This window comes from Paenibacillus sp. GL_099_B, assembly GCF_057835695.1.
On sequence record NZ_CM174430.1, the window covers coordinates 6,419,434 to 6,439,037 of the forward strand.

Below are 19,604 nucleotides of genomic sequence, written 5' to 3' on the forward strand. Positions count from 1 at the left end.
GCAGCAGATAGCGAGATCTCTAGTATACTCTTCTATTAATAGACTACTTTTTGTGGAAAAAGTTACGCCCCGAGCCTGAATTCAGGTATTTATTGGGTTATGCGACATTCTATTGTTCTGTTATACGTTTTTACAGTCAAAAAAAAGACTTCAGTTATGCTTGAGTTAGCACAATCGAAGCCTATTTGGAGTAGATCTGGCTGTTGAAACAATTGATGTAACCAAATCAACGTTGTTTCTACATTTAGGAATGTTGAAGCTAATATTTACGGTGACGGTTTTGAAATGATAAATTCACCAATAATTGTTGTTCCATCTTTCTCGTACACGGGTATGCTTCGATCCATCTTCTGCTGACTCTGCCATTGCAACGCTTCTTCAGGTGTTCTGAATTCTGGCCCTTGTAAATCAGCCTCTAGAACATAACCGATAGCCCCATTAGTGGCTTCAGCCAATACCAAATCTGGACCTACAAGCTCCTTTCCATAATCGCCAGAATTCCCTCCGTACGTCTGACCTGCCTGGTTTGCTGGATAGATGGTGTTACTTCTTTGCGCTCCATTTTCATTCTGTGCAGAATTAGCAGAGTCGATATAAACAGAACCCGAAATAATTACTACAACAGCCATTATAGTTAATATAGCTATCAGAGATTTCTTTATTTTCATCGTATCCTTACCTCCCTATCAGTTCCGTATGCCAACACTGTGTAATTTGACATATATATTCTCTCACTTTTGACTAGCGTACCACTCTAACTACAATAATGTAAACATTTTCCTCTTTCTTGAAATTCAATTCCCCTTTTAATGTGTTAACACCTTACAGGAATATCAAGGTTTTAAATATAAAAAAGGAACATTTCAGGAAATGAACTCCCTTGAAATGTTCCACCATGTTACATCACGTTATCTTGACTATTCCTGAATGACACTATTGTAATATCATTTCGTTTTACAAGTATCCTAACTTATCCAACACACGCTTCAACATCACCGCTGCTTGTGCACGAGTAGCATTACCTTGAGGGACAAACGTTTTTGACGTCATACCTTGGATAATTCCTTCTTGCACTGCTTTGGCAACAGAATCCTTCGATTGGATTTTGTTACTATCCTTAAACTTCGATAATGTGGAGCCAGCTGAAGATTGCAGTGAGACCGTTTTTCCACCATAATTAATGGCCCGAACCATCATAATGGACATCTGTTCACGGGTAATTGGACGGTCTGGCTTGAAGGTACCATCCGTATTCCCTGTAATGATTCCTGCTTCAGCAGCTGCACCGATATAAGCACTCGTTGTCCCACCGCCCAAAACATCACGGAAACGGCCTGCAGCTGTTTGGTTCCCCGGCAGCCCTAATCCTCTAGCTACTAATTCAGCAAATTCTGCGCGTGTAATATTCTGATTTGGTCCATAGAAAGAACCGTTCGGCGTACCGATAATCCATTTGGCAGAAAGCTCTCTAATGACTGCACTAGCCCAATGGGATGATGTATCCTGGTAGTTTACGATATGTGTAACAGGAACAACCGTTTGATTGCCATTCAACTGTCCTTGGACAATCACACCATTGATAGTGGTTTTAAACGAACTAGGCACGTTAGATAGGATAAATGTACCTGGATCCATATAGGTTAACCCTGAAGTTGTCGTCGGTGTTTTCAGTGGCAATTGTATAGCGAGCAGGCTTTTAATGTTCTGCTCCACACGTAGGTTGTTATTTCCGTTAAATGCAGACAAGTATATATTCGTATTATTGCCTAACTTCTGTGCGCCTGCAGCTAGTAACAAGCCATCCAATGTACCTGATCCGGATACTGGTACTGTCTCGATCTGCACGTAAAGATAGGAAGAACCTACACTCGTTGATCCTCCCACGTCTTGAATCATGGAGGACACATCCAAACCAGACAGGGGAAGTGTCCATAGGCGATCACCATATTTGATTCCAATTGAACCCGTGCGATTGCTCGATGCCAACTGAGCCAATGCGCTTAGTGGGAAGCCGACATATGCCGAAGATTCATCAGCATTCATCTCAAATACAACAGGCTGTGCCGTTTTTCCAACCGTCCTTGCATACTCAAAGGCCTGTAACAATTTGGCAGAATCTACGTTAAATTGACGAGTTGAGAGATTGTTGCGAGTCATTGCTGACACATTGGTAGCCGTATCGTTACTCATGACAAGAACAGCCTGACCATAACTCGATGCATCTAATTCTGTCAGCCAGGAAGGACGGCCATTTGTCTGACTGCCTGTGGAACTGCCATTAACCTGTAAGTTAAGTGGCCCGAAAGCTACAATTGTGTTATTTAACGAATCTCTTAAAGGTACGGCTCCCGGTACGTAACTAACCGTTCCTGTCTGTCCCGAGGTAGCTGAACTTGAGAGCTTCAGAGTTACTACGGAACCTGAACTTGCAGCTGAAAGTACACTTCCTGTAGAACCGCCGAGCTGTACATTGAACTGCGACGCAGTAAGAGCAGCCTGAGCTTGAAGTGGTTCCTTAAAGTTAATGGACACGGTATCTCCTTGAAGGACAGCCGAAAGAATTTTTCCGTTTCCATAGGTATAGGTCACTGGCGCCAAATTAATGTAACCAGCCGGGTTGCCATTCAAGTCGGTTAATCTCAACGTTCCAGGCACGTAGGATAAACTAACGTTTTGCGTACTTGAAACGGCACTTGCCAATGTCAAGGTAACCAAGTCATCCTCAATCTCTGTATCATTTACAAACACTGCCTTCCCATCTACCAATACGGAGTATTGACTCTTTAGGGGCTTGTTCGTCCTGCTCAGCGGTTCATTGTAACGAATCCATAATGTAGATCCGCTTACTTCTGCGTTTTTAAATTCGGGAGCTTTCGTATCAAGACTATTGCGAACGTAGAATCCACTAAAGCCCGCAAGCGCTTGTCCACGAGTGTCTTTTACAGGCCATGAGCCTGGTTCATACGATACTCTAACCACTTCCCCATTTTGTATGGAACGACTGAGGCTGAGTGTCACCAGAGAACTGTTGTTGGTAGAAATGCTGTTAATCCCCACCGTTGTGCCGTCAGCCATAACACTAAACTGTCTTACAGCATCACTTGAATTGATATAGACCGTCTCTGGGTAATACAAGCTAATCGTACTATTATAAGCTGTACCTTCACGTGGTTTGGACATGATAGAATCCAGGTTATTCTCCACATCTCTGGCAGAGAATGCTGCTGCAGCGTTAAAAGACAAATCTTGAATTTTACGAGTTCCTGTTCCCGGGGCGTACGCAATTCTAACAACCTGTCCTACCGCTACACCCGTGTCTAGTACAACATAGACACTATCTCCTGAGACATAGGAAGTACTCACATTCCGGTTCTCTCCGTTAACCATGACCGTGAAGCTGGAAGCAAACGGATCAATACTTGAGAGCAACTCGTCATATGTCAAACGAATGATGCTATTACTGTACATTTTTGCGGTCTTTAAAACTGGAGCGGTGGTATCCGAACCCAAAGTCCTGAATGTCCATGAGTTTGCCCCATTCAATCCTGTAAACAGGTTTCCCGCGTTATCCCGCAGAAAGCCTCCTAATATATCCACAGTATAGGTGGTATTGTTTGTTAGACCATTTAACGGAATAATCCGTAATTGTCGGTTGTTAGTGCTGTTGAGTAATACTGTTGCGGGTATTGCAACACCATTTGCATTTTTTAATGTAACCGCTCCAGTAATGTAAGCTGAGCTCAACTCTTTGCTGAATGTCACTGTAAGTTCATTCGTTAAAGAAACATTGCTTGCTCCATTAGTCGGAGATAACGAGGATACGGTTAATGCTGATGGATCAGAAGAAAACGCAGTGAAATTCCATTCTCCTCGACTAATCCCTTTTACATCATTACCAACGCTGTCCCTTAATACCCCTTCAGGTATGACAACGGAGTATGTAGTGTTATTCGAAAAGTTGTTCGTTGGATCAATGGTGAGCGTTCTACCATTTATCACAATTCGCGGTGCACCTGCACCTATATCCAGTTCTTCAACAACTGTACTTCCTTGTAGAAGCTGAATTTTGCCTACACCCGCTGAAATACTATCACTGTAAGTCAGTTGTATGTTGGACGTAGTTGGAACAGAAACTGCTCCTAGATTGGGGAAATAGGAGGTTACCTTAGCCGTGCCGATTCCCTTTGTACTAAATTTCCATTGTTGCGATGTCAGACCTTTGACCGCAGTCCCTCCATTAGCAGTTAGCAGGGAACCTGAATCGAATTGTACATAGTATGTTCCTCCACGTAACAGTGGATGAGCAATACTTACTTCTTTTCCTACCCCTTCAACACTCTCAGGTGCATCCGGATCTGCTAGAGTTCCCTTAATCTTTACATCCGGGCTATCCATTCTAATAGTAGCCACTGGTGAATTATCCTGAAAACGTCTGATTACTACATTTCCCACAGCGTTTTCAGACTTCTTAACCGCTTCCTTGAACCGAATAACGAGCGGTGCTGCACCATCAACCTCCGTTGCTCCGACAGCAGGGATTGTAGCTTCAATCAATGTGTCCGTAAATTCGTCGGCGGCATACACCGTATTTGTGTCCATAAACGGAATACCTTGCCAACCTTGAATAGACATCAGCACGATTAACAGTCCGATGATGCCCCTGCGAGCCGTTCTTTTTAAACTCACCGTTCCTTCCTCCTCATCCTGTTTCATTTCAACTGTCTGATGTACAGACCTCATTATGTATGTCGGTTACATTACCAATTTTATTTAGTTAAAAGGAAATAAAAGGAATATTATTACGTTTCAAAAAAGTTCTTAATGTTTGCATACAAAAAGCCCCTGATTCCATATCGGAATCAAGGACTTCTATTGATGACTTTATCGTTAACTTACAGACCTGCTTGCTCTTTCAAAACGTCTGCTTTGTCCACTTGTTCCCAAGGTACATCGAGGTCTGTACGACCGAAATGACCATAAGCAGCCGTTTGTCTGTAAATTGGGCGACGAAGATCCAGCATACGGATGATACCAGCCGGACGAAGATCAAAGTTGTTACGCACAAGTTCAACCAATTTCTCTTCGCTGACTTTGCCTGTTCCGTATGTATCCACGTTGATCGATACCGGGTTGGCTACACCAATCGCGTAAGCGAGCTGGATTTCCACTTTGTCGGCAAGACCTGCAGCTATGAGGTTTTTCGCAACATAACGAGCTGCATAAGCCGCGGAACGGTCTACTTTAGTTGGATCTTTACCGGAGAACGCGCCACCGCCGTGACGTGCATAACCGCCGTAAGTATCTACGATGATTTTACGTCCAGTCAGGCCTGCATCTCCTTGAGGTCCACCAATAACGAAACGTCCCGTTGGGTTGATGAAATATTTAGTCTGCTCATCCAGCAATTCAGCTGGAACAACAGGCAGAATTACATGTTCTTTGATGTCTTTTTGGATCTGCTCCAGTGTGGTCTCTTCAGCATGCTGAGTAGACACGACGATGGTATCAACACGTACCGGTTTGTCACCGTCGTATTCAATCGTTACTTGAGTTTTACCATCTGGACGTAGATATTCCAATGTGCCGTTTTTACGCACTTCAGCCAGACGGCGAGCGATACGGTGGGATAATGCGATTGGCAAAGGCATGAGTTCAGGTGTTTCGTTGGTTGCAAAACCAAACATCAAACCTTGGTCACCAGCACCAATGTTCTCTGTCTCGCGAGCCATTTGTTCCGGGTCACGGTTCTCTAGAGCTGCGTTAACGCCTTGTGCGATGTCAGCAGACTGCTCGTTCAGAGAAGTTAGGACTGCACAAGTATTATAGTCGAAACCGAACTTGGCACGAGTGTACCCGATTTCCTTAATCGTATTACGAACGATGGACGGAATGTCCACATATTCAGACGCTGAGCTGATCTCACCGATGACAAGCACAAGACCTGTAGCTACGGAAACTTCGCACGCTACGCGAGCATTTGGATCATTAGTCAGGAACGCATCCAATACGGCGTCCGAGATCTGGTCGCAAATTTTATCCGGATGTCCTTCAGTTACAGACTCCGATGTGAATAGATGTCGGCCTTTAATAGACATTGAAGTTTCAACCTCCCATAACGAGTAGTATGGCGATTGCCCGAACAAAACATTTACGTTGATTCGTTCACTGTACCCTCGAAAGCTTTCCGGGCGGAATAAGGACGCAGGGTCCGCAGTTACGAAGATAAGGATTTTTCAGGTAATGGCCTCAACAAAAAAATCAACCTTTCCCTAGCGGAAAAGGTTGCGTACCTCAACTGCCATCTTAACGTATTTGTCAAGACGTGTCAAACGGATTGGGATAAGGAAAACACCCTATAAGTGCTGCTGTGCCTGGCGAATCAGCCTTTTTGTAATCTCTCCACCGACCGATCCATTCTCACGAGAAGTCAGATGGCCCCAGCCTTTATACTGCCCATAAGAGTGATCACTTACCTCACCCAGTTCAGAACCAAATTCGGTATCTGCACCAGCAAGACCTCTACCGCCATATCCCACATTCAGACCAAACTCCGCGGCAATTTCATACTTCATCTGATCCAACATCTGACGACTTTCGGGTACCACTTTGCGGTTGCTTCTAGCCATGATTCCTGCACCTCCGGTTATTGGTTGTGTACAGTTATAGAGTGAGCAGGAACAAGGCTGGCTAGCCGTATAAATGTTTGTTAGAACTGGGTAATCTCAGCAAATGAAATGAATAAAAAGTCTGACAAGTGCTCATCCTATTTCAGAGTATATCCACCACGTACCATGACAGTCAGGCTATACTTGTTACCATCCAATACCGTTATACCACGTCCATCTCTTGGAAAAGAGAGCAAGTGATTGGTCGGTGCTGTCTGACCATTCGTCAAATCAACCCCGTCCGTCAGATCAGCTACACCATTCGTACCTTCACTGACGATCACAGCTTTACCGCTACGTACGATGAACTCCGCGCCAGATGCACCGATCAGTTGTTGACCAGGCTTCACGGTCACAATCTCAACGGCATCAGAGGCTCCAGACACCAATGGAGGAAGCGTTGTATCTCCACCAGTGCTGCCTGTTCCTGTAGAGCCGCTGTTACTACCTGATGTATTTCCAGACCCTGTGTTCGTACTTCCACCCAAAGCCTTTTGAATTTGCTGATCAACATAACTCTTCGTCACTACCGGATCATCTGCTGTTCCCGGTTGGCTTGTACCTGCACCTATTGCCGTATTGCTGTATACAGAACCAACCCACACGCCAACACCAATCGCTAGTGCAGCCAGGGATACTTTCATATAAGGTTTCATGTGATTTATTTTCCTCCTCTGGAAATCTATTAACTTTAACTATAGAGAAAAAGTGGAGATGCGACAAGCAAAACCTCGTTTCCGTTAGGGTGGAAACGAGGTTTTGTGGATAAATCACTAATCATACAAAAACTTCGTTTATCTTGAATCTACAGGTTCATCCTTTGGAAGCTTGGTCAGATCGTATCCATAGCCTTGTTCCGCAAGACGAATACGTTGTCCCTGGAACTGGTCATATACCGCCAAACGATACGAGCCTCCACGCAATTTCTCGAAGAAGCTGTCTTCTACACTCCAAGTGAGTGTTTGATTCGTTCCCGCTTTCAGATCGGTTCCCAAAACCAACTCTTTCTCATAAGTTTTACCTGCTTGATCGGTCAACGCCAGGATTAATTTATGTTCATTCTCACCCATCTCAATCTCTTCATTGCGAGACAAGCTATAATTCATCTCTACCTGCACAGAAGAGCTGCCTGCCAAGTATGCCCGCACACTATTAGCAGTCAATAGATACGGATAGAGATCAATATTTGAGAAAATCCCTTGAACACTAATTGAAGTTGGTGGCACTTCGAATGCCAGAGCATTCACATATGCAGTGGCTTCTCCTTCGCCGATGACAAACTTGCTATCTGCAATTCCTTCACCCACAACCAAGCGCATATCCGAGAATGTTACTGACTTCGGAACCTTAGCCCAGAATGTAACAATTGATTTCTGGCCTGGCCCAGGTGAACGCTCAGATTGTTTTGCTGTTGCTTTGTAATATTGACCGTCCGATGTTTTGAAGTAACCCACCAGTTTGCCAAGCCCACTTTGACGCAACGATTTGTTTGTCATTTCAAATTCGGTATACACGATATCCGAAGATGTCCCTGGATAACGAATTGTTCTGCGCACACCCATTTCAGTCTCTTTATCCGCAGCACCCATGTTATATGTCTTGCCTGTTCCTACATAGGATACAGGTTGAATTAATCCTGACGTATTTAAAGTGACCCACTCATTTGTTTCTTCTTCACTGACTTTCTCAATCAGACTCACCTCGAGACGACCAATACGGAGTTCAGAAGGTATTTTGGTCAACAGATAAGCCTCGGTCGTCATCCCCGCCCCAAGCAGTTTTCCGCTTTGCGTATAGATTAACTTCTTATCTCCATCAATTAGAGCCGAGTCAATAGTGAACATTGCTTCGAGCTCTGGGAGCTGCACCGTTTTGCTGCCAGCATTACGAATCGTTACTTTCGCAGCCACAATATCACTATCTAGCCATGGCAAACGCTGTAATGATCCCAACGAAACACCAAACGTTCCTTTACTATTCTTAATGACCGTCTCTGTTGTCAAACCGTCTCCAGTGGATACAGATTGCGGAATCGCATATACGCCTACAGGATAGGAGAAAACAAAGCTACTTGTACTCGTCGGAGTCGTTGACTCCGTGTTTTCATTTTTATCCACAGGACTCATCGCGTACAGCTTAATTTTGCTTGTGTCCCCATCACCTTGTAAGGTCGCGTTGAGTTTCATCGTTTTAATATCTCCAGGATTTAGCTTTAATGCGTCCAATGCTTTGGTTTCAATAGGATAAATTGTTCCGTCAGCAGTTCGTACTTCAAATGTATATGTTGGTACTTTAACAGCTTTCTTACCTTCGTTCTTAAGCACAAATTGCATATTCAAATTATATTGACCGTCATCGATACGTACCTTTGCTGACTCCAGCAATGTAGATAATCGTTGTCCCTCAACAGTTATGATATTCGGTTGATTCGCAGCCACCTCTACGTTCGTTGCTTTGCTTGCCTCAGGCAGCTGCAACGCAGCAACAGGTAAGACCGTCTTCTCTTCACCCTGCTCTTCCACCAGCAATAGTTCAGACTTTTGCAGCTTCACCGATGTGGGGAGAGATGCCATCAGACTGAGTGCCTTATTAGCCTGAGCCTGAATGCTAACGCTTGTACTATCCTTGTCTGGCGTCAACGGATAATTCGTACCACTCGGTGTACGCAAGATCCATTTGATATTCGGATTTTCGAGTAATTTGTAACTAATATTGTTTAAATTCACACCAATTTTGACATACTGATTCTTATCTTCACCTGGGAACACTTTAATACCAGACACTTTCACCTTCACGGCAGAATCACTTAGACGAACCGTCTTCGGTTTGCCTACGGGGGTAGTAATACTATAGGATGCGGGTACATTAAACTTACCCAGCGTACGTTCATAGTTAGATTGACTGAAATCCCATTTTACGATAAGGAAGTTCAGATCACTCAACTTCACTTCTCGGCCAACTTTCATGACATAAGTCAAATCTACAGTTGATCCTGCTGCGACTGTCTTCTTCTCCTGATCTTTCGCAATCAGTTTGGGCGAGAATAGCGTTCCACCCTTGGTCTTCACCTTGCTCCAGTAATCCAGCATCATCATTGGGGTACTGTCATTGTTCTTGTATGACAGAGTATACGTAACAACGTTCCCATCATCCTGAGATAAGATGTTCACATCCGTTAATCTAACGGAGCTACGTGCAGTTAATTTTACAGGGGACAAATTACTCAGTGTATGTACAACCTTGTTCTTTGATGTTGTTGTTTTCTTTGATGTACTACTATTTGAACTGGTGGCAGACGTTTTATTCGTTGTGCTCGCTGCCATCGTAATGCCAGCCGTTGAACTGATCAACAACGCACTTGCGAGCAAGCTCACAACTATTTTCTTTTGATCCACTTCCAAACCTCCCATAAGTTGCTTGTTGCACTTATAGTATAAACGTTTATTAGAGTAAGAAAGTTACGATGTTGTTGTGTTTTCAGTATAACTTTGGCCGACTAAATATCAGCTATTGGATTAAATATAAAAAAGGGAGCTAGAGAAAATTCTCTAGCTCCCTTTAGGAAAAATTGATTATTGAGTTCTAACTGCACCTTTAGCTGTGATTACGTTACCTTGAGTATCTTGGATATACTTAGCGTTATCCTTGATTTCGATAGAGTAACCATTTGCACTACCTTTAGCGTCAACAATCTCAACGATAAAGTGAGCAGGTGTAGTTGCAGTTGCAGCAACTACTTGAACTACATTGTATTTGAAATCAGATTGGCCAGTGTTGGCAGGTACTTCTTTGTTATCTGACAAGCGAGTTACAATAAGATCTTGAGCATACAAACCAACAAGAGCTGTTGTGCTATCCAAGTTCTCTGTTACATTTACAGTAACACTGTAAGTGGAACCAGTAACTGTTGTAGCATATACATTTTGGTTAGCTGCAACTTCAGGTTTAACTTCATCTTTGATGTTAGAAGAAATCACAATTGGTGTTGCGCTGTTGAATGCAATTTCATTTTGAGCAGCACCGATGAATTTAGTACCATCAAATTGTACAGACAAACCTGCTGGAGAATAAACGTCACGGTCCAATTTGATTGTTACTGTGTCTGTATCATTAGCAACAACATCAGTCACACCATATCCATTTACAGTAATTGAATTTTTGTTAACAACACGAGAAACAGATTGATTCAATTTAACTTTGATTTCACGTTTAGCTGTAAGGGAAGCAGTATTTCCTGCATCGTTATAATCTTTAAGGCTGATATAACGGTAGTCTGCAAGATTCAATACTGTGTTAAATCCAGCCAAGTAGTTACCAGCTACGTCTTTAACACCTTGTACTCTAACTTTTGTAAGCAGAGTAGAAGTTACATCTTGGCCTCCGATAGTTACAGGCAATTCAATTACAACCGCTTTACCATCTTGTGTTACTGACAGGTAAGCATCGCTCGGCAAACCGATTTCTTTGTTATCAAAAGTCAAAGAGTAATTTGCACGATTCAACAAGGATTCTGGATCCATTTTTTCGTCAAATACGATAACCGCACGACGATTGTTGTCAGATACATTGAAGGAAACAGAAGCAACTTTAGGAGCTGTAGTATCACCTACATTAAATGTAGTTGTGTAATCCAGCATTACGTTACCCAGAACAGTCGCGTCTTTAACACCAGCAATATTCAAAGTGTTAGTGCCTTCTGGAAGATCCGAGAAGAAATTAACCAACAGAATGTTTTTAGTGGAAGAATCTTTGAAAGTTACACTGGAGATTTGACGAACTTTACCGTCTTTATCTTTAACAGTGATCAATTTCAGAAAATCTTGACTAGCAAGTGGTTTGCTGAATGTCAAAGCTAATTGATTTTTAGTTCCAGTTGTTACACGTGCATCCAGAACTTGTGGACGCTCTGTATCAATTTCAGCTTTAACCAGTTTGGACGTTTGAGTAATTTCGTTACCAGAGAAGTCTTTTACTTTCTCTACGAAAATTGTAGTTTCGTAAGAAGGAAGGGCTTTATCAGTATCGAAATAGAACTCATATTTGTTAGCAGACAATCTAACTACGCTGCTAGGAGTAATTTTGGAATCGCCACGTTTGTGGTAAACGTTAGCTTTGTCCAGTGTAGAATCATCGATATCTTCACTGAAAGTAACAGTCAGTTTTTCCAAAGTTGCAGTAGCTTCTGCGATTGTTGGAGCAGTAGTATCTTCAACAACAGAGAATTTGTGGTCGGATTTCAAAGATTTGAAACCTGCGAAATCTTCAACACCAGTTACTGTCAGTGTGTGTTCACCAACACTCAGTGCAGAACTGGATTTCAGAATCACTTCACGACCTTCAACATTTGGAGAGCTGTAGAAACCTTGACCATCAACTTGGAAGTTGTTTGTGTAAGATTGTTTTACAGGCTCGCTGAAGATGATTTTGATTGCTTTAGTTCCCAAACCAGTTACACTTACAACTTCAGGAAGCTTGTTGTCTACCGGAGTAAATTCAACATTGCTTGCTTCAATTGTTCTAGTACCAGCTTTAACGCCAGTAACAGTTACAGTGTATTTTTGTTGGTTTTTGAAAGATTGATCTTGATCCAAAGTCAGAACCACTTCATTAGCGGAAGCGCTCAGTACTGCGGATTTAACAGTCAGATTAGCATTCAATCTGTAGTTATCTTTCAATTCTGCAGTAGCTTTATCAACTTTACCGTCAAATTTAACAGTAACTTCTTTCAAGTTGTCTGCAGATACGGATTGCAATTTTGTAGCTTCAGTTACTACATAAGTAACCTTCTCAGTGAACTCTTTATCTTTGTAAGTGAATTTCACTTCAGTTTCTTTGTTAGCTTCGAGAGCTTTATCCAAAGTTACTTTAACGGATTCACCGTCGCTGATTTTGAAAGTAACAACTTTACCAGCTTCGCTTACTTCATAAGAAGCAACTTTCAAGCTTTGAGCTTGATCAATTGCGTAAGCAGCGCCTACAAGCAATTGACGGGAAGCGTTAGATTGGAAGTTCAAGCTAGTGTCAAGCAGACCAGCGTTGATTGCTGCTTGAACATAACCTTTAGCCCAAGCTGTTGCTGTGTTGTTAGTTTCAGTAGGAACTTCGAGGTCCAAAGCGATTGTCAGAACTTTCGCCATTTCTTCGATCGTTACTTTACCGTTGAAGTCGAAGATTTTCTTCTCAACGTTTTTACCTTCCATGATGCCTGCAGCTGTTACTGCTTCGATGTAAGGAGCAGCCCAGTTTTTAGCATTGTAGTTTTTATCGTTGTAAGAATATACACCAGTGATTTCTTTCAGGCCAAGCAATTTAGTGATAACTTTTGCGAACTCAGCGCGAGTCATCTCTTTGTCCAAACCAGCTGTTCCATCTGGGTAACCAGTGAAAACACCTTTTGCTTTCAATGCATCAAACTGTTGTTGTGGCGAAACCGCTGTATCACCGAATGCTACAGATGCAAACATTGAGAATGCCATTGCTGTAGACAGAGCTACGGATAAAATTTTCTTCATAACCTTTTTTTCTCCTCCTTGGGCGTTCATAACATTGGAATTTTCTTTAATAGGGTCGCTCGTGTTCCTCATTCTATTGTCGCACCCCCTTTCCAGAGTCATGAGCAAGTTAATATAAATGATGTCTGTGAGCATATCACAGAAACTTGTAAACGAGAATAATGATAGATCCATACGAAAATAGAGTAGTTTCCTAATCCTACCTTACGTATTATACAATGGGTCTTCCGTGCCGTAAAGCAATTTTTTCTAATAAATAGACAAGATTCTTCACGAGGTCATTCTTGGTAAGTTCCCCAATGTTTTTGACTCTACATCTTAAACGCAGAAGATTTCAAAAAGTTGCGGATTCAGCAAAAAAAGTTTTGAACTTATTTATGTATTGATGCAGTGCGGGTAAATGCGAGGTTCAAAACCTTTAGACCACCAATGATGAAGCAGTTTGCATGAGATTATGTTGTGTCTGGACTGATGGGGACGTTTATATATACCCTATAACTCGCTGCATGAAGCGACAAATTTTTCTAAATAGAAAATAAATAAAAGGCATTCCATATGGAATGCCTTTCGTAATGCTCTGGTTCTATAACTTAGCGAATTTTCATCGCAAGATCAATAATTTGAGCACGCATATTCGGATCACTGTTCAATCTCAGATACATGTCGTCAATGGGTTGTCTATTTTCCCGGTATGTCTTTTCATGCTTCATCGTGGTATGAGACCATTCGATTAAGTCATTCTCAGCCAGAACCAAATTGTTATACGCATCATGGAAGCCAGTCGCCTTGACAAGCCCTTCCATCACTTCTTGGGAAACTTCCTGCGTTTTACGTGTATCTTCTATTTTCTTCTCCAGAATGACTGCTTGTTTCTCGAACTGTGTCTTTGCCTTCATGTAGCCCAGCTGGGCTTTCGAATAAATCGGTTTCATTAGCTAACTTCACCCTCTAGATCATTGTGTATTTACCGCTATTGTATCTTAATCTCTAGCAAATTACAAAAATAGATATTGGTAAAAAACAGATTTCTTCTATTATAAAAGTGTTCTTTACCAGTTGATAAAAAGACCTGTCCCTTTAGTCCAAGGGACAGGTCTTTCAGAATTGAATAGTTTTCTAGACGGATTAGCTCAAGTTTTTAGGGAACAGCTTTGTGCTCTTCTTAAGTAATTCAACTGCAATTTTGGCAGCTTCTGCACGAGTCATATTACCCTTTGGATTGAACTGATACTGAGCTTTGGTTGCACCAGGCACCGTGACCGGGCTTCCTTCCATGATTTTCGCTTTGGTTATCGCGAGCACAGCAGGACGAGCATAGAATTCAATAGAACCTGAGTCCAGGAATGACTTTCCAAGCGTTGCAGCTAGTTTACTGTCGTTCGTTGCCAATTTGGAGTTCATTGCACGAGCAATCATAACGGCTGCCTGTTCACGTGTAATTGGCATTTCCGGTTGGAAATATCCATCACTCAACCCCGTAACGATACCTGCCCGAGCAGCTGTCTCAATAGCTTCGTAGGTCCAACGATCGGACTTGGTACTGATCGATACGTCTTGGAACGTTTGTTGGTTCGCATAATTTAACGGAATATCCAGACCTCTAACGAGTAACGTTGCAAATTCTCCACGAGTTGTCTGATCATCTGCACCAAAAGAACTTGCTCTCAATGGATTCATAATTCCTTTGGAATACAAAGCATTAAGCAAATTACGAGCCCATGGGTGGTTTGTAATATCAGGATAACTTCTGCTCAATTTCATTACTTTATAGTATCCGAATTCATCAAATGGTACCGTAATCGTGTGTCCTTTTGTATCAACGACTCCCCCAATAGGAATCCACTTGCCTACATTGGTTTTGTCTGAGTATCTGAATACAGTAATCGTAGAACCTACATCGTCTACGATCGAAGGATCGTAAGCGATCGTCAGGCTTCCTCTTTGTGATGGGGTTAAGATCCTCTCAGCAGCATATTGCGTGAAGTTGCCTTCCAGACTATAAGGAGCCAAACCATTGGTACCCGCGCTATAACCACTTTCTCCTTTATCTCCAAGTTCACCAATACCACCGTGAATCCAGTAAATATCAGAGATTGGCGTAAAGTTGCTTGTATTGAGTGTTGAACTGAACAAACCAGTAAGCTCAGGTGATACAGTAATGAAACTTTGTGCATTTTCACTACCTTCATCCGGAGATCCGATCCAGTTACCGTAGTCATTCTTTCTCTCTACAATCCCTTTATCCGGATCAGCAATTCCGAACAAAATCTTGTTATCTGGATAGAACTTGGTCATATTTCTTACTGTTGTGGATTGCAGAACCGTCCCCTTCGGAAGTGAAAGCTGCAGCTCCTTATTAAATACAGTGTATTTATTGGCCACTTTCGGAGCCATGTATTGCGTATCCGTTGTAATTGTAGATGTATAGAATACATTGACTGTGTCATTAATTGTTCCACCCGGACGGGTAATTTGAATCTTGATTGCGTTATTTTTATCAGGTTTCAAACCTACGTAGTCCAGTACAAAACGATTGTTAGAATCAGTACGTTTAACAGCAGGCTGCTTATCAATCAGTACTTGAGTAGCCCCTTCTGCCTCAATATCGAATCTCACAAAGTTTTTATTAACAACAATCTTATCTCCTACGGTTGGCTGAGGAGCAAGAATGCGATAAGAGGATGGTTCACGTACAATCTCTAAGCGCTGGGTTGTTCTGGCACCTGTTCTATTAATAAGTTCAAGTGTGTATACGTGCGTTCCAGGTGCATCAAATTTCAGGTTTTGAATTCTTACGAAGAACTGATTTTCATTACCTACAAAATCAAATGTAGGCATGCCATTTTCACCTAATTTATTCGTTTGTAGTACACGATCAGTAGCTTGTGTATGGGTAAACACTAGTTTGGAGCCAAAATAAACGTTAGCAATTTGCGCTCCACCGCCATTAATCACAAGATCATAATTCTCTTCACTTGTTACATATTTATCTTCTTTGAATGCAAATTCAGGCGTAACCGCGAAGATTTTCTTCAGTTCGTCCTGTGTATAACTGGTTAGAGCCTTATCAACAAAAGGTTGTCTGGAATCCTTAGGAACCAGAGTAGGCATAAAGGTTGTAACTGTTGATTGGTTCGTATCAATAACATTGATTCTAAGCGTTGTTGTTATGGTTGTAGGCTGTTTGTTGGCATCCTCATCGATTGCACGAATCACAATCGTGTTCTCACCATATACAATAGGACCTTCTTTCAGCACTTTTAATTTAATGGAAAAATCACCATTGCTGTCCGGGAAGCCTGTTGAAACCTTTGTATATTCAGTGTCTTTAAGCACCTTACCATTCACTACAAGCTCGGGTTTAAAGTCATTCCCCAGCGTCTTAAAGCCGATAAACTTACCTTTAACAGACATTGTCTGTTCCGTACTCTTCGAGTCAAAACTATAAGTCTGTCCATCTTGCAAATTCTCTACATAGATCGAACTAACAGATGAATAAGAAATCTTGACTACTTTTGGCAAGTCGGTCGGTTTGCCGAAATAAAATCGGATTTGTTGTTCTCCAGGAATGAAGCCTGAGATTTGATATATCTGTTGCGTACTTTCTAGTTTCATGTCATCTGTTGTTGTTACTGCAGCGATTTTCAGTTTTGTAGTTCCTGTAGGAAGGTATTCACCAAATAATTCTGCTGCATCAATATCTTTGCTGGATTCAACCAAAATGAAGAATGTGTCGCTTTTCACTCGTGATCCATCCAGTTTGGTCTTGGACTCTATCGGGCCACTTTTGTAATCCGGAAGGTAGTACATATTTAAGATATCTTGGGAACCTGGCGAATACACGTATCCTCCAGTAAATCCTGTGCTGAAATTACCATAAGTGAGGCTGACTTTCACTTCCTGATTCTTCTTGACATCAGTCCCGCCCTCTTCCAGCTCCATTTTGAAAGGTGTGTCCACTACAAAATCCACAAGTCGATATTCCAAACTAATCCCATCTGCTCCTGCGATTGCTGTTGATTTGGTTACTTGAAAAGTGAATGTTGTAGGTTGAGCTATATTGCTATTTGATAGTGTAATCGTTCCATTCGTTGGACTAAAATCCGAACTACTAGCTGAATAAGGCAATAATGCTTGTCCAGACAATTTGCCTTCTTTTTGTTCCGCTATTGTAAAATTCGGATTTGCATCATTCAATATGGATTGCGTCTCTGTTCCTACCGTTAAGTCGAGCTTGGTGAAAGGTTGGTTTTTATCAAAATAATACACCGAGCGCTCCGTTTCAATGGAGTTTGATGCACTTGATATTTTAAATTTCAACGTATTTATTCCTGCTTTAAGCTTAAGCTGTGGCAAGAAAAACGATCCATCTTGTAGCATGGCCGAATCAAAAGAATCGCCACCATTTACTGTAACGGTAACCTGCGTAGCGTTTTGCACCTTACCTTGGATAGATACACGTTCCGTATTAACGACTGTCTCAGAACCTGCGTTAAGGTCGTAGGTTGCATTCCCTGTACCTCCAGAAACAACCGTGGAAATTTTGAAGTTCTCTATAAAGGGAGCTTGGTCATATAAAACATAAAATGTATCCGAACGTTCAACAGAACCCTGTACTCCTAAGAAGGTAACCTTGTTGAATCCAGGAAACAATGTAAGGTTGTTTGCATTATACTTGTTGTTCCCACTGCTATCTGCAGTGACTGCAGTTGTAATGGATTTCGTTTCATCTGGAACCCACTTATCCACATTGCCTTCAGTCGTGGAATTCAACTGCTCTACTTTTACTTTCATCGTATCTTTCGAAACAAATGCATATGAACCTGAGATACTAATAGTTGAAGTTGATGTGGTATATGCGTTACTTCTTGAAAGGAATTTCTTGCCTGTCTCTCCTGAAACCAAAGACAGAACGGATGTTTCCCTTAATACCTTAATATCTGGCGTAAAGTAAGTTGAATATGCGTTAGATCCTGTACCGTCACCGTCCGCAGCCGAAGCAACGGCCCCACCGAACAGACCCTGTGGGAACAATGAGAACACCATAGCGACCAACATGATCCATGCCAACGGCCGTTTCTTTTGTTGCATTACGTATCATCTCTCCTCTTTTTAAGTCAGTTACCGTTATATATCGGCCGAAAGGTTCCAATTATTTAGTAAAAACAGCAAAATAAACAAAAAACCTTGTCCACGAAGGACAAGGTTTGGGTTGAAAGAATATTCAATAAGATCAGTAAACGAGCGTTTCTATTTAGGATTTCGAGCGGGTTTCCGGGTTCATCTTGACGCGCATACGCATCAGGAAGTTAATGACCGGCCTTCTGGTTTTGCTTACAAGTCCGATGACTTCTGCACCCACCTGGAGGAAGAACATCATGATACAGATCACGACGAACGTTACCCAGTTGGCTTCGAACATCGCAGCGGAAGATTGGATAATTGCCAGTACACCGAAGAATGCGGCAATACCGTAGATAATCAGCACTGTCTGACGGTGACTGAATCCAAGCTCACGCAAGCAGTGATGCAAGTGACCTTTATCCGGTGAGAAAATCGGTTTCCGTTGTACCGCACGACGAATGATCGCGAAGAAGGTATCCGAGAGCGGCACACCGATAATGATCAGCGGTGTAATGAAGGACACGACAGCAATTTGTTTGAATCCGAGCATGGACAGCATTGCCAGAGAGAAGCCAAGGAATAGTGATCCCGTATCCCCCATGAAGATCTTGGCCGGGTGGAAGTTGAAGAACAAGAATCCAACAATACTACCAAGCAGTACAAGACACATCAAGGCAATCATCATGTTACCCATCAAGAAGGACATCACGGCAATGGTACCAATGGCGATACCGGACACACCGGCAGCCAGACCATCCAGACCATCAATCAGGTTAATCGCATTTGTTACACCAACAATCCAGAGAATCGTCAGCGGAATGGACACCCAAGCTTCCAGTGAGGAGTACGCATCCTGAAAAGGAATATTGACGAAGTCTACACGGATGTTGAATCCGAATACGACTACAGCAGCAGCAACAATTTGTCCGAGCAGCTTCACTTTGGCTGACAGTTCAAAACGATCATCCAACGCACCAATCAGTACGATGATCGATCCACCAATCAGAAAAGCACTGACAAAGCTCATATCTCTTGTCGTAAACCATGCTGACACAAAAGGAAGCAGTGCAGCAACCGTAATGATAAAGGCCAGGAAAATCCCTAGACCACCAAGACGCGGCATAATCCGAGTGTGCACTTTACGTGCATTCGGTGTATCCATTGCTCCGATTCTGACTGCGAACTTTTTGACAAGTGGTGTCAGGGCAAGAGCCAGTCCCATTGACACGATAAATCCAATGATAAAGATCGCTACCATTTGAACATTCGACCCCCAATTATAATACCTGTAAGAAATTATAAA

The 19,604-nt window shown here is 42.3% G+C and carries 10 protein-coding genes; all 10 read right to left on the reverse strand.

Annotated elements, in window-relative coordinates:
* Window positions 1–266: 266 nt before the first annotated feature.
* A complete protein-coding gene (locus AC3ITG_RS29325) occupies window positions 267–668 on the reverse strand; it encodes a hypothetical protein (RefSeq protein WP_489252119.1) in 402 nt (133 codons plus the stop codon).
* 286 nt (window positions 669–954) lie between these two features.
* A complete protein-coding gene (locus tag AC3ITG_RS29330; RefSeq protein ID WP_489252120.1) occupies window positions 955–4,686 on the reverse strand; it encodes an Ig-like domain-containing protein in 3,732 nt (1,243 codons plus the stop codon).
* A gap of 206 nt (window positions 4,687–4,892) precedes the next feature.
* Window positions 4,893–6,095, reverse strand: a complete 1,203-nt coding sequence (gene metK / locus AC3ITG_RS29335; protein WP_489252121.1) for a methionine adenosyltransferase — start codon at window positions 6,093–6,095, stop codon at window positions 4,893–4,895.
* 258 nt (window positions 6,096–6,353) lie between these two features.
* The gene (locus AC3ITG_RS29340) at window positions 6,354–6,626 is read right to left on the reverse strand and encodes an alpha/beta-type small acid-soluble spore protein (RefSeq protein ID WP_053782866.1); all 273 of its coding nucleotides are present in this window, start codon (window positions 6,624–6,626) and stop codon (window positions 6,354–6,356) included.
* 137 nt (window positions 6,627–6,763) lie between these two features.
* A complete protein-coding gene (locus AC3ITG_RS29345; protein WP_489252122.1) occupies window positions 6,764–7,321 on the reverse strand; it encodes a hypothetical protein in 558 nt (185 codons plus the stop codon).
* Between the two features lie 138 nt (window positions 7,322–7,459).
* Window positions 7,460–10,060 carry a hypothetical protein gene (locus tag AC3ITG_RS29350; RefSeq protein ID WP_489252123.1) on the reverse strand — a complete coding sequence of 867 codons (2,601 nt, stop codon included), beginning with the start codon at window positions 10,058–10,060 and terminating at the stop codon, window positions 7,460–7,462.
* Between the two features lie 177 nt (window positions 10,061–10,237).
* Window positions 10,238–13,177, reverse strand: coding sequence for an S-layer protein (locus AC3ITG_RS29355; RefSeq protein WP_489252124.1), 2,940 nt, complete (start codon window positions 13,175–13,177; stop codon window positions 10,238–10,240).
* A gap of 590 nt (window positions 13,178–13,767) precedes the next feature.
* Entirely contained in the window at window positions 13,768–14,109 is a 342-nt protein-coding gene (locus tag AC3ITG_RS29360; RefSeq protein ID WP_079695642.1) for a hypothetical protein, read from the reverse strand.
* 193 nt (window positions 14,110–14,302) lie between these two features.
* Entirely contained in the window at window positions 14,303–18,268 is a 3,966-nt protein-coding gene (locus tag AC3ITG_RS29365; protein ID WP_489252125.1) for an S-layer homology domain-containing protein, read from the reverse strand.
* A 163-nt stretch (window positions 18,269–18,431) separates the two neighbouring features.
* Window positions 18,432–19,559 carry a glycosyltransferase family 4 protein gene (locus AC3ITG_RS29370; protein WP_408892953.1) on the reverse strand — a complete coding sequence of 376 codons (1,128 nt, stop codon included), beginning with the start codon at window positions 19,557–19,559 and terminating at the stop codon, window positions 18,432–18,434.
* Window positions 19,560–19,604 lie beyond the last annotated feature (45 nt).